Annotated in this window: 31 protein-coding genes; 17 read left to right on the top strand and 14 right to left on the bottom strand. The window is 54.6% G+C overall.

Going from position 1 to position 24,595, the window contains the following annotated elements; translation table 11 throughout:
• Position 1 precedes the first annotated feature (1 nt).
• Entirely contained in the window at positions 2-637 is a 636-nt protein-coding gene (gene gvpF, locus V5A26_RS03310; RefSeq protein ID WP_442908766.1) for a gas vesicle protein GvpF, read from the bottom strand.
• Positions 638-672: 35 nt separating this feature from the next.
• Entirely contained in the window at positions 673-2,208 is a 1,536-nt protein-coding gene (locus V5A26_RS03305; protein ID WP_332321130.1) for a gas vesicle protein GvpD basic region 2 domain-containing protein, read from the bottom strand.
• 176 nt (positions 2,209-2,384) lie between these two features.
• Between V5A26_RS03305 and gvpA the strand changes: the two genes are divergently transcribed.
• The 6 genes from gvpA to ilvD all read left to right on the top strand — a co-directional run bounded on the left by gvpA (position 2,385) and on the right by ilvD (position 7,943).
• Positions 2,385-2,603, top strand: a complete 219-nt coding sequence (gvpA, locus tag V5A26_RS03300; protein WP_332321129.1) for a gas vesicle protein GvpA — start codon at positions 2,385-2,387, stop codon at positions 2,601-2,603.
• Between the two features lie 61 nt (positions 2,604-2,664).
• A complete protein-coding gene (locus V5A26_RS03295) occupies positions 2,665-3,879 on the top strand; it encodes a MucR family transcriptional regulator (protein WP_332322214.1) in 1,215 nt (404 codons plus the stop codon).
• Positions 3,876-4,916, top strand: coding sequence for a gas vesicle protein GvpN (gene gvpN, locus V5A26_RS03290; protein ID WP_442908742.1), 1,041 nt, complete (start codon positions 3,876-3,878; stop codon positions 4,914-4,916). Before V5A26_RS03295 ends, gvpN begins: the two co-directional genes overlap by 4 nt.
• 38 nt (positions 4,917-4,954) lie before the next feature.
• Positions 4,955-5,350, top strand: coding sequence for a gas vesicle protein GvpO (locus tag V5A26_RS03285; RefSeq protein WP_332321126.1), 396 nt, complete (start codon positions 4,955-4,957; stop codon positions 5,348-5,350).
• A 455-nt stretch (positions 5,351-5,805) separates the two neighbouring features.
• The gene (locus V5A26_RS03280; protein ID WP_332320133.1) at positions 5,806-6,111 is read left to right on the top strand and encodes a MazG-like family protein; all 306 of its coding nucleotides are present in this window, start codon (positions 5,806-5,808) and stop codon (positions 6,109-6,111) included.
• Positions 6,112-6,200: 89 nt separating this feature from the next.
• Entirely contained in the window at positions 6,201-7,943 is a 1,743-nt protein-coding gene (ilvD, locus tag V5A26_RS03275; protein ID WP_332320132.1) for a dihydroxy-acid dehydratase, read from the top strand.
• A 4-nt stretch (positions 7,944-7,947) separates the two neighbouring features.
• Here the strand turns inward: ilvD and V5A26_RS03270 are convergent, their stop codons facing one another.
• From V5A26_RS03270 to V5A26_RS03255, 4 genes are read right to left on the bottom strand one after another with little or no spacing between them, the layout of a single operon-like run.
• Positions 7,948-9,204, bottom strand: a complete 1,257-nt coding sequence (locus tag V5A26_RS03270; protein ID WP_332320131.1) for a cytochrome b — start codon at positions 9,202-9,204, stop codon at positions 7,948-7,950.
• Position 9,205: 1 nt separating this feature from the next.
• Positions 9,206-9,844 carry a Rieske 2Fe-2S domain-containing protein gene (locus V5A26_RS03265; protein ID WP_332320130.1) on the bottom strand — a complete coding sequence of 213 codons (639 nt, stop codon included), beginning with the start codon at positions 9,842-9,844 and terminating at the stop codon, positions 9,206-9,208.
• A 5-nt stretch (positions 9,845-9,849) separates the two neighbouring features.
• Positions 9,850-10,101 (bottom strand): hypothetical protein, encoded by a 252-nt coding sequence (locus tag V5A26_RS03260; protein ID WP_332320129.1) that lies wholly within the window; start codon positions 10,099-10,101, stop codon positions 9,850-9,852.
• Complete coding sequence (locus V5A26_RS03255) at positions 10,094-10,258, bottom strand: hypothetical protein (protein WP_332320128.1); 165 nt, start codon at positions 10,256-10,258, stop codon at positions 10,094-10,096. The genes V5A26_RS03260 and V5A26_RS03255 overlap by 8 nt, the downstream gene beginning before the upstream one ends.
• A 234-nt stretch (positions 10,259-10,492) precedes the next feature.
• Between V5A26_RS03255 and V5A26_RS03250 the strand changes: the two genes are divergently transcribed.
• Positions 10,493-11,017, top strand: coding sequence for a winged helix-turn-helix transcriptional regulator (locus V5A26_RS03250; RefSeq protein WP_332320127.1), 525 nt, complete (start codon positions 10,493-10,495; stop codon positions 11,015-11,017).
• Entirely contained in the window at positions 11,014-11,220 is a 207-nt protein-coding gene (locus V5A26_RS03245) for a hypothetical protein (protein WP_332320126.1), read from the top strand. Before V5A26_RS03250 ends, V5A26_RS03245 begins: the two co-directional genes overlap by 4 nt.
• Before the next feature lie 114 nt (positions 11,221-11,334).
• Here V5A26_RS03245 and V5A26_RS03240 read toward each other — a convergent pair whose 3' ends face one another.
• The 5 genes from V5A26_RS03240 to V5A26_RS03220 are packed head-to-tail and all read right to left on the bottom strand — an operon-like array spanning position 11,335 to position 15,291.
• Positions 11,335-11,547 (bottom strand): DUF6684 family protein, encoded by a 213-nt coding sequence (locus tag V5A26_RS03240; RefSeq protein ID WP_332320125.1) that lies wholly within the window; start codon positions 11,545-11,547, stop codon positions 11,335-11,337.
• 3 nt (positions 11,548-11,550) lie between these two features.
• Positions 11,551-12,009 (bottom strand): DUF7541 family protein, encoded by a 459-nt coding sequence (locus tag V5A26_RS03235; protein ID WP_332320124.1) that lies wholly within the window; start codon positions 12,007-12,009, stop codon positions 11,551-11,553.
• On the bottom strand, positions 12,009-12,845 hold the full coding sequence (locus V5A26_RS03230) for a cytochrome c oxidase subunit 3 (protein ID WP_332320123.1): 837 nt from the start codon (positions 12,843-12,845) through the stop codon (positions 12,009-12,011). The genes V5A26_RS03235 and V5A26_RS03230 overlap by 1 nt, the downstream gene beginning before the upstream one ends.
• 2 nt (positions 12,846-12,847) lie before the next feature.
• Positions 12,848-13,561 (bottom strand): cytochrome c oxidase subunit II, encoded by a 714-nt coding sequence (coxB, locus tag V5A26_RS03225; protein WP_332320122.1) that lies wholly within the window; start codon positions 13,559-13,561, stop codon positions 12,848-12,850.
• Positions 13,558-15,291 carry a cbb3-type cytochrome c oxidase subunit I gene (locus tag V5A26_RS03220; protein ID WP_332320121.1) on the bottom strand — a complete coding sequence of 578 codons (1,734 nt, stop codon included), beginning with the start codon at positions 15,289-15,291 and terminating at the stop codon, positions 13,558-13,560. The genes coxB and V5A26_RS03220 overlap by 4 nt, the downstream gene beginning before the upstream one ends.
• Before the next feature lie 276 nt (positions 15,292-15,567).
• On the opposite strand from V5A26_RS03220, the gene V5A26_RS03215 reads away from it, so the two are divergent.
• The 8 genes from V5A26_RS03215 to V5A26_RS03180 all read left to right on the top strand — a co-directional run bounded on the left by V5A26_RS03215 (position 15,568) and on the right by V5A26_RS03180 (position 21,002).
• Positions 15,568-15,912 (top strand): DUF7471 family protein, encoded by a 345-nt coding sequence (locus tag V5A26_RS03215; protein WP_332320120.1) that lies wholly within the window; start codon positions 15,568-15,570, stop codon positions 15,910-15,912.
• 194 nt (positions 15,913-16,106) lie between these two features.
• The gene (locus tag V5A26_RS03210) at positions 16,107-16,625 is read left to right on the top strand and encodes a plastocyanin/azurin family copper-binding protein (RefSeq protein WP_332320119.1); all 519 of its coding nucleotides are present in this window, start codon (positions 16,107-16,109) and stop codon (positions 16,623-16,625) included.
• Positions 16,626-16,710: 85 nt separating this feature from the next.
• Positions 16,711-17,319: a DUF420 domain-containing protein gene (locus V5A26_RS03205; protein ID WP_332320118.1), complete on the top strand. Its 609-nt coding sequence runs from the start codon at positions 16,711-16,713 to the stop codon at positions 17,317-17,319.
• Positions 17,320-17,328: 9 nt separating this feature from the next.
• The gene (locus V5A26_RS03200) at positions 17,329-17,913 is read left to right on the top strand and encodes a transposase (protein WP_332320117.1); all 585 of its coding nucleotides are present in this window, start codon (positions 17,329-17,331) and stop codon (positions 17,911-17,913) included.
• A gap of 40 nt (positions 17,914-17,953) precedes the next feature.
• Entirely contained in the window at positions 17,954-18,280 is a 327-nt protein-coding gene (locus tag V5A26_RS03195) for a zinc ribbon domain-containing protein (RefSeq protein WP_332320116.1), read from the top strand.
• Positions 18,281-18,593: 313 nt separating this feature from the next.
• Positions 18,594-19,535, top strand: a complete 942-nt coding sequence (locus tag V5A26_RS03190; RefSeq protein ID WP_332320115.1) for an ABC transporter ATP-binding protein — start codon at positions 18,594-18,596, stop codon at positions 19,533-19,535.
• The gene (locus V5A26_RS03185; protein WP_332320114.1) at positions 19,532-20,278 is read left to right on the top strand and encodes an ABC transporter permease; all 747 of its coding nucleotides are present in this window, start codon (positions 19,532-19,534) and stop codon (positions 20,276-20,278) included. Before V5A26_RS03190 ends, V5A26_RS03185 begins: the two co-directional genes overlap by 4 nt.
• Positions 20,279-20,339: 61 nt before the next feature.
• Positions 20,340-21,002 (top strand): DUF7546 family protein, encoded by a 663-nt coding sequence (locus V5A26_RS03180; protein WP_332320113.1) that lies wholly within the window; start codon positions 20,340-20,342, stop codon positions 21,000-21,002.
• A gap of 21 nt (positions 21,003-21,023) precedes the next feature.
• Here the strand turns inward: V5A26_RS03180 and V5A26_RS03175 are convergent, their stop codons facing one another.
• Entirely contained in the window at positions 21,024-21,566 is a 543-nt protein-coding gene (locus tag V5A26_RS03175; RefSeq protein WP_332320112.1) for a cupredoxin domain-containing protein, read from the bottom strand.
• 93 nt (positions 21,567-21,659) lie between these two features.
• On the opposite strand from V5A26_RS03175, the gene V5A26_RS03170 reads away from it, so the two are divergent.
• Positions 21,660-22,535 carry a COX15/CtaA family protein gene (locus tag V5A26_RS03170; protein WP_332320111.1) on the top strand — a complete coding sequence of 292 codons (876 nt, stop codon included), beginning with the start codon at positions 21,660-21,662 and terminating at the stop codon, positions 22,533-22,535.
• Positions 22,536-22,566: 31 nt separating this feature from the next.
• On the opposite strand, the gene V5A26_RS03165 is transcribed toward V5A26_RS03170, so the two are convergent.
• Both V5A26_RS03165 and V5A26_RS03160 read right to left on the bottom strand, forming a co-directional pair.
• Positions 22,567-23,967 carry a heme o synthase gene (locus V5A26_RS03165; protein WP_332320110.1) on the bottom strand — a complete coding sequence of 467 codons (1,401 nt, stop codon included), beginning with the start codon at positions 23,965-23,967 and terminating at the stop codon, positions 22,567-22,569.
• 242 nt (positions 23,968-24,209) lie between these two features.
• On the bottom strand, positions 24,210-24,595 hold a 386-nt coding region (locus V5A26_RS03160; RefSeq protein ID WP_332322213.1), incomplete at its 5' end, for a CBS domain-containing protein.

Here is a 24,595-nt window from a genome sequence, read left to right as displayed (position 1 = left end):
CTTATCTACCTCCCTTGTTGGCTCCAATATGGATGTCTACGAAGTTGTAGGGGGCCCAGGGTCCGGTGTATTGGACGGTAAGTACGTCTTCGTACTCAGCTTCAATCTTGTCGATAGCATCGTCGAATGCGTCCCGTCCGTCTCTCTCCACGAGATACGACTTATTTAGGAGGAGTCTCTCACTGAACAGATCATTGTCAGTTTCGCTTACATAATGAGGCCCAAGGCGGTCTCCAACATCATCGCGGATAGCTTCTCCGTTGAGATCGGCCGAATCACTCGCGATGAGTTTGACGCCCAGTTCGACTGTTCCCTCGATATCGTTCAATGCCTTGCGAAAGGCACGTCTTGCCCCCCGCATAACGCCTTTGAGCGTTCGTTCATTTTTAAATGCCATACCGAAGCTCATTGGAACAACAGTCCGCCCATCGCCATGTTCCATGACAGTTCGAAGCACCTCGTTATGCCGGTTGACATCCGTATCGGTCCGCTCCGGGTCTTTTGTATCAATAGGCGAAACGACCGCGGAGAGTGTCTTGTAGTCAACCGTGTACACGCGTGATGCCCCTGCTACAGCTTCAACGACCAACTCAAGGTCTTCCTGTTCGATAATGCCGTAGGCGTACACGTTCGTCATGAGTCTCTCTTTGATTTTTGGACCGGTCACCCGTTTTAGACCATCTCCACGAGGACCACCCTTGGAACTGATTTTTTGGTGTCGACTCCGACACTGAGCAGTGGCGTGACAGGGTTCCTTCCGGAAAGTACAATTGTTCCCTCTTGCCGTTCGAGCCGTAGATGGACATCTGCCACGCGATCTGTTCCCGTCTGGAGTTCGCTGCCAGGTTTCGTGATAAAAAGGGCCAAATCGTTGTGGAGGGCGATGTATCGTGCCAAGTCGCCTAAGCGGGACTTGATTCTACTTTCCATCGCTTCCGTATCAAGGACATGCAAGACTGGCCCATCATCCGAAGGCCGGATTTTCTCGATTTCTTGCAAAAACGTCTGTATGGTTATTCCTCGGCTATCTCCCACGTCGTGTCCGATCTTCGAATCACCCTTGTGCAGCTTGGTTTTTCCACCCTCCAATTTGGTCTGATAAACTGGCCACCCAAATTCCTCGTTTGGCTCGCCTTCAATGGCTGAAACGTCCATTGACGGCTCAAACACAGTGCATTTTTCCTCGAAGACATCTGGTGAGACGGCGGCACTCAAATCACTATGAAGCAACCCCGGGCTACTCTCTCGAGGCGGAACGACTGCGACCCCCCGTTCCTTGGCGAGAAAGTTTCTGATCGTTGGTATGACTACGAGTGTCCACGCATCGCGGGGCAAATCTGGCCCGAGTTCGACGTGGACGAGGCTTCCACGATTGTAACCGTTCGTAAGCAGGTCGTCAAGCGTTTCGATCCCCGTGGCAAACGTCGATCTCGTGCCCGATGTCGGCTCCCATTGTCCAGCGTCAGGCCCTGCCCGGATCTCTTCGATTCGAACAGGAGAGCAACTGCGATATTTCCCACCACTTAGGGTGAAGGGCTTTGATCGATTGCCAATATGAACCCCTCGAAGTTTTTCGAGGAGGAGCGTTCGTAAGGTTTGTCCAGCATTATTTTCTTTCACCAGGAGACGGACAACCCCGTCAGAGATATACTCAAGAGCGCTCGCGCTCTTGCTCTCTGCGACCAGTACCAGATCGATTCCTTCTTGCCGAGCCAAGGCTGCCAGTCTGTCCACAAGTCCCTCGTCCTTACCCCGTTCTCGGGCCGGGGGACCCAACGACTCCTGTATCAATTTCCAACTGTCGAAAGCGAGGGCGAAACCATGACTCACATCACTGACCGTCCGGACCCAGTCGAGAAACGTGTCTCTGGAGAGATCGTCAAACGGAAAATCGACGTTCAATGGCGTGTCGAATGGTCCCCGGGACAGGTCAAGTACGTTTGTCCTGTCGAGCGAAGTGTACTCATCGAGGTATAACCGGTGAATGGCGTCCTCGTCGATTCGGGATGAGACATACAATGCTTCATCCGGACCTCTTGCAAGCGAATCGAGTACACGAAGGGTGAATAGTGTCTTCCCTGTTCCCGGCGCACCGGTGACTAATAATGATTGGCCCCTGGTCTCAGCAAAGAAGTCTTCCACTTCGTTTGGCAATCGCTCGAAGCCCGGGTACTCCCGCTCTATTAGACTGACGGCACTTGTTGTCATTGTCCCAAATGGTATTTGCCCTCAGTTTGGGGTTGTATATCCAACCCCATAGTGCCATCTTCGAGTACATGCGTAGTTACGACCGACGATATGGCCGATGAAACGAGCAGTGATATTATACTGATGTATTTACGAATAGGAGCCAAATTTGCAGATGGAAGGGGAGTAAAAAAACAATGGCACAACCCGACAGTTCGAGTCTTGCAGAAGTGCTTGACAGGGTCCTCGACAAAGGAGTTGTTGTGGATATTTGGGCGAGAGTTTCGCTGGTAGGCATCGAGATTCTGACCGTCGAGGCACGCGTGGTGGCGGCGTCAGTAGATACGTTCCTCCACTATGCCGAAGAGATAGCAAAAATCGAACAAGCCGAACTGACGGCCGGAGCGGAAGCCTAACCGGTCATAGGTTCAACGGAGGTATCGACCATCAACTACCGGTTTTTGTTCATAACACACCATGAGCGTAAATACCAAACTCGATTCTTTCGATGCAGTGGCCGAAGAGTTCGAGAAATTCGTGAACCGGTTCGAAAAAGACAGCGACCGAAAATGGGATGTTTCCGATTTACACGCGGAGTTCGAATCGACGCGACGGTACTTTGAGACGACAGAAGACGCATTCGCAGACTATCGAAACTCCTTCACGGGCGACGTAGACGCTTTTCGGGAATCAATTATTACCCAGCGGCAGGACCTCCAAGACTGCCAGGACGAATTCGAAGAATACAACGAAGAGTTCCAAGGTGACGTGGAAAACCTGCTTTCCGTTCAAGGCTTTCTGTCCGCAATCGCCGATATGCAAACGGCATTTTCCCGTGCTGGAAAAGAATTCGAAGGGTATGGAGAAACCTTTCAGAAGAAGATTGAAACTCATCGTGAGGACGTAGAAACGAAGGTGGGGGCTTACAATGACTACGGCCCGAGGTTTATGGCTGACGTGGAGGAGATAAAAGATATTGGAGCGATGATAGACGCGATTCAGGCCTTGGAGCAAGAGTACAACGATGCTGAGGATTCGTTCGGCGACTATGTTGATGCGTTCAGGACATCAGTCGATTCCGTCGAAGGGGAAATCGACACCGAAGCCGATGAATTAGCGGAATTCGCACGGAGGTTCCAAAATGAAGATGTGGAGGCATTCTTTGACGCAGTCGAAGAATTCGAAGCCCAAACGGCCGAATCACTCGCAGCGTTCGAGGGGTACACCAAGACGTTCTACGGGTTCGACTTACCTGAGACGGGTACGGAGGCCGAACGTGAACCGGAAAGAGCGGAAGAATCCGAGGGCGAACCAAGTACCACGACGGATTCCGAAGCCAGTTCCGAAGTCGAATCGGTCACGGAGGGGGAAGTGACCGACAAATCGGAGTCGGAAGCAGAACAGGAGTCACCCAGATCCTCATCCAAAGCCCCTGATGTCGAGGAAGATTCTGAGACGAAAGAAACGACCGAGCCGGTCGAAGAAAATGAATATGAGGAAGAAGACGTCGAAGCGGCGGAAGAAAATGTTGAATCGTCCGAAGCGGAGCCTGAAGATATGGTCATGTGCAAGATATGTGGCGAGTACTTCAAGGCAATCACAGAACCGCATCTTCAAACCCACGACCTGACAATTGAAAAATATCGTGACGAATACGGCGAAGATGTTCCCCTTCGCCCCAAAGAAGAATGACTCAAAACGGAGGGACCGACGACCGGAAGGTTCGAGGCTCGCAAATCAGAACTTCACAATCGGAGAAACAACACACACGCCAAGAAAAAGAACTGCAGAGAATGAGCCAGGCGGTCAATAACGAAACCCAGGACCTCCAGCAATCGGATTTGTCCGAATCTGTCGCCATCGCCGAGCAGCCGTTCGTCGAAACCGACGAAATTCAACAACTGAAACGACGACTTCATCGGTGGATCGAGGCGAACCATCCCATTCATCTCATAGGCCCGACTGGTTGTGGAAAGACAGCCCTAGCTATTGAGGTTGCCCGGGAACTGGACCGCCCAGTAGTCTGGATCAACGGGGACGCTGAATTGAATACGAACGACCTTGTCGGGGAATACGCTCAAGAAGAGCGGTACTCTGAACGGGACAAGTACATTCACAATGTCATTAAGAGCAAGGATATCATTCGCGACCGATGGGTTGACAATCCCCTCACACTCGCGGTAAAAGAGGGCGGTACGCTTGTTTACAACGAATTTTCACGGACGAAACCTGTCGCGAACAACGTCCTGTTGTCGGTCTTTGAGGAAGGCGTGCTCGAACTACCCGGCAAACGAGGTGAATCGCGATTCGTTGAAGTCCATCCGGAGTTTCGAGCGATCCTCACGTCAAATTCCGTCGAATACGCAGGCGTTCACGAACCACAGGACGCACTGCTCGACCGGTTGGTGGGGGTCTATATGGATTTCTATGATTTTGAAACGGAAATGAAGATCGTCAGCAAACACGTGGACGAAGACTTATCGCAATCGGAGATTGAATCGATCGTCGATATCTTCCGGGAACTGAGAGGCATTCTAGAAATCAATGTCGGGACGCGGGCTGAGATTATGGCTGCCGAAGGACTCGCGGAAGTCGACCGAAAGGACATGGAAACGTTCCGTGAGATCTGTGTCGACGTATTGGCCTCAAAAGTCGCACAGCAAGACGAATTATCAGACCTTCGAGAACAGGTTGAAAATATCCTCGAAGCGCAGGAATTGTCAGAATGACCGTTAGCCTTAGTTGTTAGGGCACTAACAACACACCAATGACTGAAACTCCATCGGAGAACGAGTCGGCCGAAACAGAACGTTCGTGGGAGGAATCCACAGCCAACAGCAACGAACTCGATTCTGGACAAACTGTTTCGGGCCCAACCGAGGATGGGTCGACAGAGTCAGAGCGAATAGACCTGAATGAGGCGCGTCAGATAGTGATCGATGCTGCTGATCAACTTCTTGACCATCAGGTAGAGGATGTCATTAAGATTGAATCGAATGATGCGGGCTGGCGGGTCGTTCTCGAAGTCCTTGAACGGGAAGCCGTCCCGGACACCCAAGATATCCTCGGCCGCTACGTGTTCTCGGTTGGCACTAAAGGGAACGTTTCCGGCTACGAACTCAGCGACCGGTACCGGCGGGACGAACTGAAAGAAGAATTTTAACGCATTTTGTGTGAAAACTGTTGGAATCGGAGTTTCCATTACATCCTGTCAAACCTCGATCGATAGAATACTACCGACATTGATGTTTGAAATAAACTCACTATTACCACGGAAGCAACTACTAAAAATCATCCTGAAGTAATCCTCTTCAACCCAAGAGACAGAAAGCTGAACCCACTGATTGAGCCACAAATACTCGGAAGGATGGGAAGGGGGCAGTAATACGGTCATTTTATCACGGATCTCCGGATCTCATAGGGTCGGCCAGTACGGGAGTCCACCGACAAGCTCCGCCCTTTAGGGGGGAGAAGGTGACTTGAAAGAACGGTAATAAACCGACCAGGATAGGCTCTGTCTGAGAGATACACCCGGGCGGTAATTTCAACGTGGGACCGGGAACCCGCGTTGATTTCTTCTGCCCGAACGATTTTCTTGGTTCCACTTGCATTGCTGGCATGGAGGAACAAGAGCAAGTGGCTGCGTTTATTGAAGCGGAAGGAATGGAAGCTCCGCCTGCTTACAGGCTCCTGGACCTCATCTCTGAGGTAGGTGAAGTCGCAAAAGACGCGGCTGAATCGACGGACTACGGGTCTGCTCCAACAGAGCTCGAGGTCAAGTCCGACGAGATAGGAGACGTGTTGTTTGCCCTTCTTGCATTTTCTGAGGCGCTGGACATCAATGCAGGCGCTGCACTCGGCGAGGCCCTGGGGAAGTACGACGACCGAATCGCTGACGCGGGAGAGCCGTCCTCCGGGCATTGAGGTTGTTCTACTTTCAGCAGCGCAGGCCCAGCCCTGGCGTCATCGTCCCAAACGCCGGGACTTAAGTCCGGTCCCGGCTTTGATTTGGTATGACTGACCAGGACAAGGACCGGTCACTTTTCGAGTACGACAAAGACCCGGACTTGCCGAGCAACGAGGTCGTGCAAGGGGCAGACAGAGCCCCACATCGAGCAATGTTTCGGGCGATGGACTACAACGACGACGATCTCGCCTCGCCATTGATCGGCCTGGCCAACCCCGCTGCGGATATAACGCCGTGTAACGTCCACCTCGATACGGTCTCTGAGCGGGCCTATGACGCCGTCGACGAAGCTGGGGGAATGCCGATCGAATTCGGGACGATCACCATTTCGGATGCCATCTCGATGGGAACTGAGGGCATGAAGGCGTCGTTAATCTCCCGAGAGGTGATTGCGGATTCGGTCGAACTCGTCGCCTTTGGCGAACGAATGGACGGTCTGATCACGCTTGGTGGATGTGATAAGAACATGCCGGGCATGATGATGGCCTCCATCAGGACCGACCTTCCCTCGGTCTTCCTCTATGGGGGTTCGATCATGCCAGGGCAACATGAGGGCCGGGAAATCACGATCCAAAACATGTTCGAAGGGGTGGGTGCGGTCGCAACGGGTGACATGAAACCCGAAGAATTGGACCAGATGGAGCGGGTGGCGTGTCCGGGCCCAGGGGCCTGTGGTGGCATGTTTACCGCCAATACGATGGCTTCAGTCGCCGAGACGCTAGGTTTTGCTCCACTCGGTTCGGCTTCGCCCCCAGCAGAACAGGAAGCCCGATACGAGGAGGCAGAACGGGCTGGACGGATCGCCGTCGAGGCGGTCACAGAACGGCGGCGACCCTCGGATTTCCTGACCAGGGAGTCCTTCGAGAACGCCATCGCCCTTCAGGTGGCAGTTGGTGGGTCGACCAACGCCGTGTTGCACCTGCTCGCGATGGCTGCCGAAGCTGGGGTGGATCTGGACATACAGACATTCAACGAAATCAGCCAACGGACACCGAAAATTGCACACCTCCAACCCGGGGGGTCCAAAGTCATGAACGATTTGCACGAAATCGGTGGTGTCCCCGTGGTTCTCAACGAATTACTCCAGGCAGGCCTGCTTCATGGCGACGCCGAAACGGTGACCGGAGATTCACTTGCGTCGGAACTTGACCGATTGGACCCGCCCGCTGTTGCTGATCTTGACGCTCACTTTCTCCATCCAGTCGAAGACCCGATACACGAACGCGGTGCCATCCGTATTTTGACGGGCAATCTCGCTCCAAATGGCGCCGTAATCAAGATCACAGGAGAAGATCATCTTCGGCATGACGGTCCTGTCAGGGTCTTCGAGTCCGAGGAGCCGGCAATGAAATACGTGGAGGAGGGTCGGGTCGAATCTGGCGATGTCATTTGTATCAGGAACGAGGGGCCCAGAGGCGGGCCCGGTATGCGAGAGATGCTTGGTGTTACGTCGGCGGTAGCCGGGCAAGGTCACGCCGAGGACGTGGCGCTTTTCACTGATGGACGGTTCTCTGGTGCGACCCGAGGGTTGTCCATCGGTCACGTCGCCCCAGAAGCGTATGTCGGGGGTCCAATTGCTGCACTCGAAGACGGAGATTCCGTGACGATCGATATCGACGCCCTCGAATTATCCGTCGACTTGACAGCGGCCGAACTCGAAGCCAGACTGGAAGATCACGATCCGACACCTACCTACGAGAACGGCATCATGGCAAAATATCATCGGGACTTCGGATCAGCAGCAAACGGAGCGGTGACGAACCCAGGCGTCCAGTGGGACCTGGAGTAACCGGTCAGGTATTCAATCTTCGTTTGAGGGCCCCGAAGGTGATACCTCCAACGAGGATAGGGCCGGCGATCATGAGCCCCCGCATGGTGTTGGTGCCAAGCCCGATTTCCGTGTAGTACCCCGCCATTCCTGCGAGGACGAAAAACACTAGGGCACCGACCCCGATCGCAGTTCGGCCCGGGCGATCGAATGGGTGCTGGATGCGACTCACATTCGGGTCCTTGACGGAATCGCCCGTGACGATGGTGTCCACGATCGGGACTGAGGCGAGCATCCCGCCGATGGCTCCTGGAACCACAACACCGGCGATGAATCGGGCGTTGATCGCTGCCCCAAACACCCCGATATCGAGCGGGGGCATGACACGTAGGATACCATAGATCCAGAGCAGGTACCAGTCCGGTTTCACTTGTGGCGTTCCTGGCACCGAAGGCCCGTAGAGTTCGACTGGATGAACCGGGACGAACGCGGCTAACAGGGTCACTGCGGTTGCATACGCGAAGAAGACGCCTGCCATCAAGACGACCTGCTCCGGCCAGAAGGGAATGCCCACAAGCCCCTCTTTGACAGCATTTGCCTGTGATTTGAGCCGACCCGTGACTCCCGGGTCTTGGGTGTGTTTGACCTTCATTATAATCAACAGATGGATACCAATGAGGGTGGCGAGAAGGACAGGAATAATAAGCACGTGCAAGGTGAAAAACCGCGGCACGGTGTGTGAGTTCGGGAACGGTCCGGCAAAGAGCAAGTTCGCCAAGTGCTCCCCGACCCAGGGGACCGAGGTAGCGATTTCGTAGCCGATACTGGTTGCCGTAACGGCGAACTCGTCGAATGGAAGGAGGTACCCCAGGAAGGCCGCGAGTATCGTCAAACCCAGGAGTCCAGTCCCTAAGACCCAATTGATGTCCCGCGGTTTCCGGTACGCGCCGGTAAAGTACACTCGAGCCATGTGGACGACGATGGTCGCCAACATGATGTGTGCACTCCAGTGATGGATGCGTCGAACCAACAACCCGATCGAGAGGCTGTTAATTTGTAGCACGCTCGCGTACGCGGCCGGCAGGGACTCTCCTTCGAACGTGACGGTGGCCGTACTCGGTTCGTAGAACAGGCCCAAGAAGATCCCTGTCGCTACGATGCCGGTGAATGCGAACAAGGCCAGTTCCCCGAGGAGAAAACTCCCATGGAGCGGGAATGCCTTCTTCTCGAAGCGGGCGAACAGCCGATCGAGATCTAAGCGGGATTCACTGCCCTCCGACATGTTATGGTCCCACACGTTCTTCGAAGTCTGAACTCAATTGAAGTGTTCCTTCGTTACCGAGTTCGATACCGATCTGGGGAAGAGCCCGATCGGCGGGTGGATGGACCACTTCTGCACCCTGATAAGGATCGAATTGACTCCCATGACAGTTACAAAGGTCAGTTGGGGTCCCAGTGGGCGTTGTCTCGTCAGTTTTCCATTCGACTGTACACCCAAGATGGGTACACACTGCGGAATAGGCGACATATCCGTTTGCGGTCATTTCCTCTATCGTTGGACCACCGATTTGGTTCGGTGGGAGGCGGTGAACTCGGACGAGATAGTCGTTTTCTTCGACGTGATTAGAGGGATACGCCAAGGTCGATCCCGGAGTTGACAACATGTCTTCAGTAACGTTGGCCCCAGTTTCGAACGTTGTTGTGCCCCCGTCAGGTGTGTACTCCTCGGCGAGGATGAGTTCTTGTCCAGGAAGCGCCGAGTCAGAGGAACCACTAGCGATCCCCAAGTTTTTGAGTGGTGCCAAAAGGGCACCAGCGAAACTCACCACCCCGAGGCCACCGAATACCTGCACGATCCGTCGTCTGAGGAGGTTTTTCGATCCTCCGTTATCCCCAGTTACTGTTGAATCAGTCGATGACATTTGTCTTACCAGAGTTCCTCGTCGTGTTCGAGGACGATTCGATGGGGGTAGAAGAGGCGATGAACTGCAAGCACCATACCACCCAGCGACGCAAACGAAAGTGCGAGCAAGACTCCGAGTACCATTGTCTCCATTTCCAGGAAAATGCCGATCGCGAATCCGATCGACGAGACGGTCAACAGGAGACTTAACACGATGAAACCCCCAAGCAAAATCGATGAATCTGAGGGCTCGACTCGTGAAATAACCTCATGCATGGAGCCCCACCCCCCACCGCTCGAGGAGGAACGTGACGAGCAAAATTACGCCCACGAAGGCGAACGCCACGGCTCCGATCTGCCAGGCTTCAAGGGCAAATCCCCCATCAGACGCTAAAATAATGGGTTCAATCGGGTTTTTGGGTACAAATTGCATATTTGGACCTACATAGTGTGGTTATATGCGTTGGTAAATAATTGTATGGGGAATTGTGACGCGTGTACTAGACCAGACGGGGCGATTGCAAGGTCGGATCCGACCTTCGAGGGTCAGGGTTCTGTCCAAATCGTTCGCTGGATGTGAGCCCCGCCGAGACCCAACAGTTTATGTTGTGTAGGTTGGTAATTAGGATCATATCAAGAAGGCCCTCAGAAAATGGGGATTAGTCTTATGGGAAACACCAGAACGCGGATCGCCGACACAGTGCAGACCAAACCGGGGATCCACTTCAATGGCATCGTTCGAACGTGTGATCTGGCGACCGGGCAGGTTCAGTATCATCTCGACCGACTGCTCTCGGAGGACGTGCTGGTCAAGGCCGATCTATATGGCAGGTCCCATTTCTTCCCAACCGAATACGATGAGTGGGAGCGGTCCACCCTCTCCCTTTTGCGGCGAGAAACCACCCGCGAGGTCGCTGCAGTTATTCTCGAGTCAGGGCCAACTCGACCGAACGAACTGGTGGAGGAATTGGGCCTGGCTCGCAGTACCCTCGAGTGGCACGTGAACCATCTCGTCGAACAGGACGTCGTCGAAAAGCGATACACGACATCGGAACCGGTCGTCCTCGAGGTGTCCCGTCCGAAGGATCTGATCGAGCTCGTCCAGAAGGCAGACCCAACCCTGTTGGGACAGATGGTCGGTCACTTTACGCGCCTCGTCGACAGAATGCTCGCCGAAGACGTCCAATTATGAGCCACGAAACACCCTCGACCGGCCGAAGTTGGTACCGATCCGGGCTGCTCATTGCGCCATTCTTGGCCCTCGGTCTCACGGAGGTGTCCTTGTTACTTTATGCCGGGTTCAACCCCCTGTGGGCAGTCATCATTGTGCCGCCGATCCTGTTCATGACTGGACTTGGTTGGTTGAGCTTTTCGACGGGGTTCGACGACCGATAATAACAGAGCATGCAACAGAAAACACTCATCGCACTGGTTCTTGGGGTATTGGCGCTGCTTATGTTCACTGCCGGATTCGTGTTAGTACTCGGATAACGGAGTCTATAGCGGGACTTAGATCCGTTCGGCCGTGAGGGAGGTTACGTACACTAACAGGACGATCATCGAGACCGCGAGACCGAATTGCACCAGGGACGCCGGTGTCAGATCGAGCCCCCATGGGGTCACGACCAGAAACAGGCCGATGAACACGAGTAAGATACCGATCGGCACGACGTTGACGACCACGTCCAAGAGTGTTTCCCGATCCCAGGTTTCTCGTGGCATCCATTAGGCCTCCGTTTGAAGCGGCTTGAGGAGCGTTCCAAGAATCGACCCGGCAACGAGCAGGCCCCCTGCGATGAGTATCGCCTCGCCACGCATGGCAATGGCGTTTGCCCGTCCGGCGGAAAAGAGCTTCTCGAGTCCGAATTGGGGGACTTGCGAGGCATAAATGTAGGCACCCGCCACGACGAAGAACACACCGAGGACGACCAATGGCCGCCAGGGATTTTTCACGTACTTCGTCTCGGTTAGAATCCCTGCGACGCTCCCTCCAAACAAGACTATTCCCCCAATTGCGAGTGACACCAGGTTCAACACGATCCCGATTTCCGAGACGGCGAATCCGACTGCCACGAAGGGCGGCCAGGGACTTACGCGATGGATTTTCGTTGGTGATCCAATCTTGTCGGTACTCACCTGTGCTTCTGGTTGCTCACCAACCGAATTTGTCGTTTGATCAGTCATTAGAGGGTCCCTCCGACGTAAAGCGTGAGGACGAGGAAGATCCAGACGGCATCCACGAAGTGCCAATACATCGTAACCGTCGCTATCGAGGTGTGTCTTTTCTCGGAATATTGGCCGATAACCGTCCGGACCATCAATATGGCCAAAAGAACCACTCCGAGTGCGACGTGGAGGCCGTGCAGTCCCGTCAAGCCAAAGAAAGCGCTGAAGAACGTGCCGCTGGCAAGACCAAAGCCCTCCTCGATAACGAACTGGTAGTACTCGTAGACCTGGCCGGCCAGAAAGACAAGCCCGAGGAACAGTGTCGCGCCCAAGAGACGGGTGTATCGTGACCGATTGCCCGCCCGAAGGGCCGTATGGCCGAAGTGTAGGGTGAAACTACTGAGGACCAGGATACCTGTGTTAATGAGGACGAGTGAACTCACGAGATGGGGAAGTTCACCTGGTGGCCAGGTCCCGGCACGAATAAAGAAGTAGTAGACAAAGAGGGCACCGAACGTGAAAATTTCAGTCCCCAGGAACAGTATCATGGCCCACCGGAACTTGCCTGCAGAGCCCTCTCGGTCCCAGAAATGAGCGATGAACCCCTGGTAGAGCCACCCGTAGAGACTCCCGAGGAACACAACCCCTCCTCCGAGAAGCAAGCCCGGACCCAGGAGTGCAGGTCCGAATGCCGAACCGGCGTTGGCCAAAACCCATAAGCCGAATCCCAGATAGATGCTTGTGACCCCTGCTGCGACTCCAAATGGCCACCACGAGGCCTCACCAAACGCTTTCGGCCAATCGTCTGGGGCCGGCAGCGCGTGATTCGTTTCGTCTGTTTCTTGGGTCGCCATCGTTAACCCTCCTCTTTTTGGTCATCGAGCCACTGCTGGTATTCCGATTGACTCACTACCTTAACTTCGGCCAACATTTGAGAATGACCTTCCCCACAGTACTCAGCACAGAAGAGCGTGTAGGTCCCTTCTTCAGTGGCAGTGGTTTGTAACGTATTTACCTGCCCTGGTATGGCGTCGGATTTCAATGCTAAGCCGGGCACGTGGACCGCGTGGATCATGTCTCTCGATTCGATTCGCATGAAGACCGTCTGGTTGACCGGAATAACCATCGTTCGCGGCTTCGTCACGTTGTGCTCAGGGTATTCGAAGAGCCAGAGGTACTGTTGTCCGGTGATATCAACTTCGACGGGATCGCCCTCGACTTCTTCAACGGAATGAGGCGCTGTAACGGCGGGATCGGCCATCACCTGGTAAGACGCCAATCCGACGAATAGGAGGACGATAGCAGTCGCGACCGTCCAGGAAATCTCGAGGGCCCTGTTTTCACCGGTTGGTTTTGGCTCCTCTCGCTTTCGGAACTTGAGAACGGTATACAACAACAGCACCGTCATGAAAACGCCGATCGGCACCGCGAGAATCATGAGCTGGCGGTTGACGCCCATAATGAGGTCCCTGGTTGTCGACTGAGCAGCGACTGGAGCGGCGAACACCATGACAGCGATAGTTCCGATGACGGGTGCTGCAAGTAGTCGGCGAAGTAATGTGTGTCTCATGAGTTGTCCTCCGGTTGGTCCGTTTTACCGTTCGGCTTGGGTCCCCCCTCGGGAAGTGGCTCAATCCGCTCTTTCTCGAACCAGTCCCATTCCGGCGTCTTGAGCCCGTCTCGTTCGAGATCCCACGGATCGCCGTCACGGACTCGGTCACCGTACAACCAGGAAAGGATCACGTTGATGAGCCCGATGACCATCCCGATTGCAATGATGAACGCCCCGACCGTGGAAAGGGCGTGCATATTGAAGAATTGAGGAAGATAGGTGGCGTACCGTCGTGGCATTCCGCCCCAGCCCATGACCATCATTGCAACGAAAGTCAGTTGGGTCCCAACAAATGTGAACCAGAAATGAATTTTACCAGTGACCTCGTCGTAGTGGCGGCCGGTGAAAAGTGGGAACCAGTAGTAGAACGCGGCGAAAACCGCGAATACCGCCCCTCCCATCAACATGTAGTGGAAGTGGCCGACGATGTAGTAGGTGTCGTGGACATAGATGTCTACGGGGATCGAGCCAAGGAACACGCCTGTAATGCCTCCGATAATGAAGTTGAAGATAAATCCAAGGGCGAACAGCATCGGCGTTTTCAGCCTGAGACGACCGTTCCAGAGTGTCGTAATCCAATTGAAGGCCTTCACTGCGCTTGGGACAGCGATGGCTAACGTGACCGCCATAAAGCTGGCGCGGACCCGCGGGTCAATTCCGGTCGTGAACATATGGTGGGCCCAGACGCCAAACGAGAGGACTCCAATAGCAAGTGTCGAATAAACGACGAATTTGAACCCGAAAAGTTTCCTGCCGGAAAAGCGTGGAATCACGAGACTGATAATTCCCATCGGTGGCAGAATGAGGATGTAGACTTCCGGGTGGCCGAAAAACCAGAAGAGGTGCTGCCAGAGGATCGGTGACCCGCCGTCGATGGCGAAAAAGGTCGTCCCGAAGTTTCGATCCATCAGCAGCATCATGAGTGCGGCACCGAGCATGGGAAAGGCAAAGACGATCTGGCCCGCTTGGGTGAGGATCGTCCAGGAAAAGATATCCATTTCCTTCCAAGAGACGGTTCGTTCGGTGAACACGGTCGTAATGAAGTTAATTCCGCTCAAAATGCCACTCACACCGATGAGATGTTGGCCGAGGAGAAACAGATCGACCCCCGCATTCGCGGATTGAGAGGATAGTGGTGTATACATCGTCCAGGTTGTCGCTGAAGGCTCGATGACTGGCATGAAAAAGCCGGACCAGATGAGAACTGCTCCAGGGGGAAGTAACCAGAACGCGATCGCATTCACACGAGGGAAGGCCATGTCGTCCGCCCCGAGCAGCAGTGGTAAGAAATAATTCGCAAACGCAGCGAGAATCGGTGTGCCAAAGACGATTAACATTGTCGTCCCGTGAGTCGTAAGGAGCGTGTTGTACGAGTTGGCGCTGATAATTGTCGAGTTCGGTGTCAACAGTTCGGTCCGCATTATCAACACTGACACCCCCGCCCAGGCGAACGCAAAGAAGGCATAGGCTCCGTACATAAGCCCGATGTCCTTGTGATCGACCGTCGTCAACCAACGGACGATTCCAGCGGGTTTCTCGCGATGTTCGTACCCCGTTTCAGTTGCACCCTGTATTCCACCATCAGTCATGACAGACTGGGCCTTTCGAGCTCGGAGTAACATGACTGCGGTCCCCAGCAGGACCAACCCGACACTGGCCGAGATGACGACTTGTTTGAGGCCCACCATATGGTTGGTTTATGCTATGCAGTCACACTAAAATTGGTTTCTGGTACATATCCCGAAAAACTGCCGAATTATTTGGTTTATAGCAGATTCATCTCAATGAAAAACGGAACATCGCTGCGGAATACAACCACAATATTAGGGGCAAGAGGCAACGTTGGAAACCGGGGACTTGAAACCACGAGTATCGACCCAGTATCGATTAGGCGATATTTCGGCGCTATCGTTCGACGTTCAAGCCAGAATACCCTTACACAGGCCGTGTGAGAATTAGTTTCAATGGTCCTTGCTGAAGGGGGGCCCAGCGGGATGGCCGAGCCATTACTTGCTGTCATCCTGCTATTCTCGACACTTGCTTCGGTTCCCCTCGCGGCATTTGCCATGCTTGCGTACCGACGGCGCCGTTCGACGCCCTATTTGTTCGTCGCAATCGGATTTGTGTTATTCCTGCTCAAATCGGTCGTGGGCGGGGCGACAATTCTTAGCGGAGTGAGCACTGAGATACATCACTTTGTCGAACACGGGTTTGACTTCCTTATCGCGGCTTTCCTACTCGCTGCCGTGTATGTTTCCCGCCGGGCCAATACTCTTGATTTGTTCGCTATCGATGACCCGGAGGATTGAGCTAGTCGAACCGTTGTTCTGTCCGGCCGGAGGAGGGACCGGACAGGCCGGATTAAATCGATCTATCGGCCGGATAGAACTGTTATGATTTGGGGGCGAGAATCACAATTCATCACCGCTACCGGCAGGGCGTGCCCCAGGTTCGACTCCCTTACCATAAAGGGTTTTCACAAACATGTCGAAGATTATCACGTATGCAAAGACGACAATACTTAGAAGCAGTTGGTGGTCTCGCTGGGATCGGTATGCTTGCCGGCTGCAGTGGCGGCGGCCCTGAGGATGATGGGTCGAACGAGGAGGGTGTCACTGTCGATATGGTCACAGAAGGACAGGAGTATTACTTCGATCCGATCGGGCTCCATGTGGAGCCAGGAACGACAGTTACCTTCAACAACGATAGCGGTTCTCACTCGGCCACGGCATACTACGAGAGCCATGAGGAATCGGATGTCACCCGAATCCCAGAGGGTGGGCCCCAATTCGATACGGGGGTGCTGACTCAGGAGGGGGCCACCGAAGCGGTTCCCTTTGACACGGAAGGGACCTACGATTATTTTTGTATCCCGCACAAAACAGTTGGTATGATCGGCAGAATCGTCGTTGGAGATCCAGGTGGTCCGGCTGAAGGGAGTATGCCCCCCGATAGAGACGTTCCGGAAAGTGGTTCGATCGTCGATTCAGGCAGTGTCTCATACGGCGAGTTTGAAGGGTAACACTTTCAGGATCCTCACATGGGGGTCTGGCAACCGGACCAAAAATAGTCGATCCCACTCCGAAACCGACTCACAGAGCCATCCGATGTCCACTGATACCACGCTCATCGCCTACACCCGCGATCATCCGGCCAGAGTCACTATTTTTCTCAGTCTCATTGGCTATGCTGTGGTCATTGGTTCCTTTGCGGGATTCGTCCCAGTTCCTTCGCTCACAGAGGAGACGACGATACTATTTGGAGATGCTATCGTGGTGATCAACACGATAGCCTTGGGAGCTCTGCTATCCGGGTGGTGGTTCATCAAACGTGGGGCAGTCAGAAAACATCAGGCTGCGATGATGACATCGTTTGGACTCATCCTCCTCTTTCTCGTCCTCTATGTCTGGAAACAGGCGGGCGGTTTCACGAAGCAGTTCGTGATCAGCCAGGGGCAGTTCCTTGCAGACTACGCAACACTCGTCACCTACGCGTACTGGGCGCTACTGGGGATTCACGTTTTCCTCTCTATCGTGGCGGTGCCTGTTGTCCTGTATGCGGTCCTGCTTGGAATTACCCATACGCCCACGGAATTGGTCGAAACCAGGCATCCACAGATTGGTCGGATTGCCGTTTGGGTCTGGTCGATAAGTCTCGCGTTGGGCATTCTTACCTACGTCCTTCTGAATCATGTCTATGGATGGGCTGTTCTCTGAGTGTTCATATTGAGCTTCGCAGGCTCTCTGATTGTACGCAACACTCTTACACTCGAAGTTCGTGGTAACCCAGAGTGGAACGTCGACGATAGCCGGTTAGAAATTATCTACGACGAAACGGCTGATGTGTTCCGTGTCAAGCATCCAGTTCGCATACAACCAGACGAACTTGAAGCACAGCAATTGGATGCCTTCACTCATACACTCGACTCCGAGAACACGACGCATACAGCTGCTATCGACGTAGGAGCTAACAATACCCTCACTATCGTCACCAGTACTGGAGACACCGCGGTCTACCACACACGCCCGGAGTTCGAACAGTTCCACCAATATTCGGAACGTGTCGCTGAACTGCAAGCGGAACTCCCTGAGGACAGGCATTCGAGTCAGAGAATACGGCGCTTGTACGCTGAGCGAACCCGAAAGCGCGACCACAGTCGGAACGCTGCCGTGAAGCACGCCACTGAATGGCTGCTCGAACGGAACGTGGACACGGTATACGTGGGCGACTTCAGAGACGTGTTGTCCACGCACTGGTCGGCATCGGTGAACGAGAAAACCCACGCGTTGGAGCCATGGGCAACTCACTGACCGTCTTGCACTCACGCTTGGCGATGTTGGCCTCTCCATTGTGGAAGGGAGTGAAGCGGACTCGAGCAGCGAGTGTCCGGAATGTGGCTCAGACAATGTTCACCGGAACGGTGACAAATTCCGGTGTCACGAGTGTAGCTTAGAAGCACATAGTGATGTTGCTGGGGCGTGGAATTTGTTGCAGTCAGAGGTTGGGCCGATGGCTCGGCCCGCTGCCCTGTCTGCTGAACGCGAAAGGGGCGAATCCTGTGACGGAGCGTACTGGGAGTGGGATGAACTCGAGTGGACACCCCTCGGTTTTGGGGAACAGTCGTGGTCGCTCGACCAAACCAGTGTCAGCGAACCCGCAAGTTCACAGCCAGGGTAATCGACTGGTTGGATTGCCCACGGAGGAATACTCGTCCTCGAAAACGCGAAGCGTTTTCGGGTGCAACGAGACGCTACGCGTCTCGGCAAGCCCCTTCAGGGCGGGGAGGAAGTCAAGAAAACGACACTGCCGGTCCAAATGCCTGCAAACACGAGGTGCAAAAACGCCATCGCGGCGGGATGATCCATAGCGGTCACCTGCGGCCCGCTCCGTATGTAAGTACCCGAACCGTCAGATCTCTCGGGATGTTCGGTTCAACGGCCCAAACCGCTCCGGGAGGAACCTTCTTTGCTGGGGAGGGCAAGCATGCCCTATGACCCCGGCCGTGTCTGCTGACGGTGTCTCCAAAGACTACGGTGACACCGTCGCTCTCAGCGACGTGTCGATTTCCGTCTCTTCTGGTGAGATTTTCGTTCTAGTTGGGCCCAATGGGGCGGGGAAAACGACACTAGTCCGGGCGCTTACCGGGACGATAGAGCCGGATGAAGGGTTGGTCTCGGTGTTGGAGACGCCGGTGAACGACACGGACCCATCACGAATCGGACTGCTCCCCCAATCGTTTGCGCCACATGATCGGTTGACTGCGAGTGAACTGCTCGAGTATTATGCGGGGTTGTACGATCAGTCACTTGCAGTGTCCAAGGTGCTCTCAGATGTCGGCTTGACTGCGGCATCAGAGACCCGGTACGTGAACCTTTCTGGGGGCCAAAAACGGCGTGTCTGTGTCGGGAGTGCGTTGATCAACGATCCAGAGGTCCTCTTTTTGGACGAGCCGACGACCGGAATTGATCCAGTCGGCAGGCGGTCGGTGTGGTCGCTGCTGGACGCGCTATCGGACAATGGGGCAACGATTGTTCTTACAACACACGATATGGCAGAAGCGGCCACTCTCGGTGATCGAGTCGCGTTGCTTGATGACGGCGAACTGGTCGAAAGCGGATCCCCTGGCTCACTCATCGACCAGTATGGCGGGGACTCGGTGCTCCGGATTGAAACCGAAGAAACACTCTCAGAAGCCCAGATTGGGCAATTCGAGGGCGACGTTGAGCAATCACCATCTGGACTTCAAATACGGAACGTCCAACCGGACACGATCGGGCAATTTGTGACCCAATTAAACGAACTGGAGGTTCGGTACGGGTCGATTACCTGGACGGAACCGAGCCTCGAAGATGCCTACCTCCAACTGACAGGGAACGACTCATTGGGGTCGGCGACCGGATACCGGAAATCATCGGCATACAGTGACCCATGAACAGGCTCTCTCGCATTTGGGCCGAAACAAAGGCCTCCTGGCACTCGTTTCTTCGGCAACGAACAGCGATTTTCTTCACGTTCGGGTTTCCGCTCCTCCTCGTGGGGATTTTCGGCGTCATTGTCCAGACCGACCCGACGGGTGCTGGATTGTTCGCTCGGCCCGTGGGATATTACGTCCCAGGGTATCTCGCTGTCATTGTATTGTTTACGCCGCTGTCGCGGATTGGGAGTACTGTCGCCCGGTATCGAGACCGGCGACAGTTCGAAAAACTGGCGACGACCCCATTGAGCGGCGCTGAATGGCTCGGGGCTCATACGATCGTCAATACGGGTATTATTCTCCTGGCCAGCGGGTTGGTCCTGGCCGTTCTCATGGCGTTGACCGACGCTCAGATCACTCTTTCACTATTCCTCGTTCCTTTCATCGTCGCTGGCGTTGTGGTGTTCGTGGGACTTGGTGCTATTCTCGGCCGGATCGCTGATTCACGTGATGGGGTTATCGCGGCGAGCAATTCTGTGGCATTACCACTCGTGTTTCTCTCGGATACGTTCGTAGCACCTGACCAACTTCCAGCATGGGGGTCACTACTCATCGAACTCTCTCCGCTCACCTACTTTGCACGGGGTGTTCGTCAGGTAACATATCAGCAGGCGCCAGCGACCTCCGAATTACTCGTGCTCGTCGGTTTTGCCATCCTTTTCTTCGTTCTGGGTGCGGTGGCGGTTCCACAACCCGATTGAGAAAGGAGTGGGTCCTGCTGTGAAACGGAGGTTCTTGAGGCGAGATAAGGAACACTTCTCCATGGTTGAGGTGCCCGCCGTCGGGTTGCAGTTCGATTTCGGGCCCGATCTATCGACGGGAACGCTTTTTCTGTGGCTCGTCTTTCTCGAAACCGGTCTTGTGGGGTCCTACGTCCTGACCACTGATGCGATCATCACTGATCCACTCGTTCTGATCTATCCATTTGTGTGGATCAATGCCAGTCTATTGGCCGTTTACAAAACCAATCGACCTGTGGGCCCGGTGCAAAAACGACTGGGAGCCGGTACCATCGCTCTCGGGTATTTCGTCGTTCTGGGATATTTCGGGGGGCTGTTTGGAACCGGAGCCGAATCAGTCGCCTTGCATCTCAATTGGGCCCCGCCGCCTGGATATGCCCCGGCACTTCTCTTCGAAAACGAATTGTTCAAACTGGTGCTTGAGCCCTACACGGTCATCGGATATCTCACGCTGGCCTATTTCGTCTACGCAACAGTCCTGGACGCCGCAGCTGGGGCCGTTCCTGGGCTGCTTGGGCTGTTCTCGTGTCTGTCCTGTAGTTGGCCGATTCTGGGCACCATCGTGACTTCGATTTTTGGCAGCGGGTCTGCCGTGACAGCGTTTGCACTGAGTCAAACCTATGGGATCGGTACTGTCGTGTTCGTCACGGCACTCGGACTCTTGTATTATCGGCCGCTCATTTAAGTGAAACCCGAACCGGCCGCCTCACACGTCGAGGACATGGACGTTCCCCATCATTCCCGCTGTCTCGTGGGGAATACAGTAGTAATGGTACCAGCCTGGGGTGTGAAACGTGTGTGCGTATTGTTTGCCCGGTGGAATCGCTCCGCCACCACTGACGTTCTCGAAGAACGACTCGACAGCCGTTAATTCGTCGTCGAAGTCCCCTGATGCAAAAAAGGTCCCCGCTGACGGGAGGGTTGGCCCGGTCTCATGATGGCCTTCGTCGCCCTCGTCAGTCCCCAGCATCGCCTCGGCTTCTTCGTGATCGACTGTCGCTGCTGTCACGGTATGAATCCGTGAATCGGTGTTTTCCCAGATTATAGTGTCTCCGATTCTGACTTCGAGTGTTGGATCCTCGGAGGGCACCCACTCTGGCGCGTCTTCCGGAACTGGGCTCGTGTTACCGGGAACGAAGGCATTGGAAACCATCGCGATGTCGTATCCGAGACCCTCCCCACTCGCACAGCCCGCGATGGCGGTGCCCAGGGTCGCTGCCCCTGTTGCCAGAAACTCGCGCCGTTTCATACCAGATGCAGGCTGCAGTCAACCAAAAATCTTCGGCCCGTCGAATGCCGGTATCGTGAACATCTAAATGGGATGCTCCGATAACAAGGGACAATGGCCTCGTTGACGGATAGATCGACGAATGGGACGGTACTCCATCGGGCCGGCCGTTCGATTGTCTCGCGGGCACGTGGCGTGGCGATGGGAACAGCGGGACTCACGTTCCTGCTGGTATTAATTGGAGAGTTCACGGCCGCTGCCGGGGCCGGCGCAACCTGTAATTTCACCTATCCTGGCTGTGCCGGACAACTGTCCCCGATCGGCCTGTCGATCCCGCAGTTTATCGAATGGTTCCACCGATTTTTCGCGATGCTCGTGGGATTCATCATCATCACAAATGCCCTCGTTTTATGGTACCGATATCGAGGGACCCGTATTTCCTGGGCCGGTTGGCTTGCAGCGATGCTTTTGCCAATTCAAGTGGTTCTCGGCGGGGTTACCGTCACCTTCGCGACGCTATTTCCGGACGGATACACTCCGGCCGTCCAATTGGCCCATCTTGGGACTGCACTGGCCTTGTTCCTCTTATTGGTCGCCGCCGTGGTCTGGATCGACCAGCGTGAAGCAACTGGTGGAACACATAGTCGGCTCTATGCTCTTGGAATGGTTGGTCTCGGTTTCACAGGCTTAGAGGCGGTTTTCGCTCCGGATCTCGTATTCACGTTCTGGCCGGCCATCCAAACTGGCTATCACTTCTTTGCCCACCTTTCGGTGGCCGCGTTCCTCGTGGGTGCGCTCTGGGCCCGATCGATCGAGTCTGTCGATGCCGGAATCGCAAGTGGCCTTGGGGTGGGCGTTGGACTCGCAAACACGTTTCTCGTGATCGGTATTTTCCTGATTTCGGATGGAGTACAGGTAGTGGTGTACATGCTGCTTTTCGTCCAGCTGGTGCTGTTTGCGAGGCTTGTGGTTGCCGGGTCAAGAACCTGAACGCCGTTCTAGCAGAGGGTTTCAGTGGAATTTAAACGATCATCGTATCGATGACGACTGCAAAAAGTACCGCGCCGAGATAGGCATTTGCGGCGATGAAGGTCCGCTTGGCGGCCAGATCGGTTTGGATGCGATGCAATCGGACGGTGGCCACGAGAAATAGGGCGCCGAACAGCACAGCAACAGTAGCATACAAAGGCCCGAGCCCTGACGCGGTTCCAAGCAGTACCGCTGCGAGCATTGTCGCCCCAAGGAAGGCAGCGATGTGGCGTCTCGTGGTTTGTTCGCCTCGAACCACCGGCAGCATTGGAAAGCCTGCCCGGGCGTAATCCGCTTTGTAAATCAAGGCCAGATTGTAGAAGTGAGCCGGCGTCCAGAGAAACACGACGGCACCCAACACGATCGCTGGCATACCGACCGAGTCCGTAATTGCTGCCCAGCCGATCAGCGCCGGGAGGGCTCCAACTGCCCCGCCAATGACGGTGTTCTGATCGGTATTCGGCTTCAAAATCACCGTATAGACGACACTGTAAAAGAGAACCGCGAGCAGTCCCAATCCGGCTGCCAACACGTTGACGAAAGAGAGAAACACGGCCATCGAAGCGCCCAAGAGGAGAAACCCAAACGCGACTGCGCGGTGTGGGGGAATGATATCGGTGACGAGCGGCCGATCGTTCGTTCGGGCCATCAATTTGTCCCGATCCCGCTCGAGCACGTTATTGAACGTTCCGCTCGCCCCGATAGCGAGGACGCCGCCCGCAATCGTCGCCAGTGCTGTCCCGAATGGGGGAATCCCTTGTGCCGCCAATCCCATACTCGCGAGTGCGACCAGACCCAAAAGCCACCAAAGGTAGGGTTTTGTCAATCTGAGGTAGGCACGTCCGATAGTTAGTGGACCTGGATTTTTCGGTTCAGCGGATCCCGGTTTGGCGTCTTCATCGTCCGGTGATGGTTCTGGATTGGGGTCATCGGTTTGAACAACTCTTTCACTATCGTGGGCCTCCAATTGCCACACCAAGGCGGCCATCAACGCCGAAAAAATCGTCAGTGCAAATACGAGATGAATGGTGCTGATGGCTGTCGTTGTTCCTGAAACTGCTGCTTGAGCCCCTATGAAGACCTCGAAGGGGTAAAGCAGGAGCGCTGCACCCAGTCCGAATCGGACTTTCGAGGAATGGGACTGTGTCAGGACGATGTAACCCGTCCATAGCAAAAGCAGACCCACCGTAAAGGCGGCAATTCGATGTCCAAAGACGAGGGTTGTTTCCGGAGATCCGAACCACGGTCCATTACAGAGTGGCCATCCGCTGCAGGCGTTTGCCGTGTTCGCAAGGGCGTTTGAAACCCCTGTGAGTATGAGCAGATAGGTCCCAATGCTTGATGCAACGATTAGCGTGGTCGCTCTTGGAGTGGAGAAACGGCGTTTTGCCATAGTTGAGAGGTCCATTTGCTATTTTGAGCGTTGTCCGGGTAGCTTGCTTGGGGGATATACCGGACTGATTCACCCTATCCTGCTCCAGATAGTCACTTTTCGTGTGCAACCATTGTGTTTACTGAGACTATAATATTCCCTTAGTATTGTGTGTTATTAAGTTACGGGGACGTCGGCAGAACCCGATGGCTGGTTTTTGACAAACATTGGACGAAAAATGGCAGCCGCCGATTTTCTTTTGCTTAAGACGGTGTCGGGTCTTCTACTGCTGAGAGGTACGCCGTCAGGTCGGTTTTGGTGATGATACCGATCACGATGTCGTCCTCGTCCGTGACTGGGAGGTGTGAAATGTTTTTCTCGATCATCTTGTCGGCGGCCGTTTGTATGTGGTCCTGTGCGCCCACCGTGACCACGTCCTTGGTCATGTACCGTTCGACGGTGGTTTTGGCCTTTGGTTTACTTTCTGCGACGATGCGAATGAAGTCGGTGTTTGTGAGGATCCCTTCGAGTTCGCCATTGACGTCCGAAACGATTATCGACCCGATCTGATTGTCCAAGAGCGTATGTGCCGTCTCTTCGACAAACGTATCGGGATCTGCAGTGATGAGATCCGAGGTCATGAGTCGTG

Origin of the sequence: Halodesulfurarchaeum sp., assembly GCF_036626455.1 — an archaeon.
Taxonomy (GTDB): domain Archaea; phylum Halobacteriota; class Halobacteria; order Halobacteriales; family Halobacteriaceae; genus Halodesulfurarchaeum.
The sequence above is the reverse complement of the archived record's forward strand: the minus strand, read 5'-3'. Positions and strand labels throughout refer to the sequence as shown.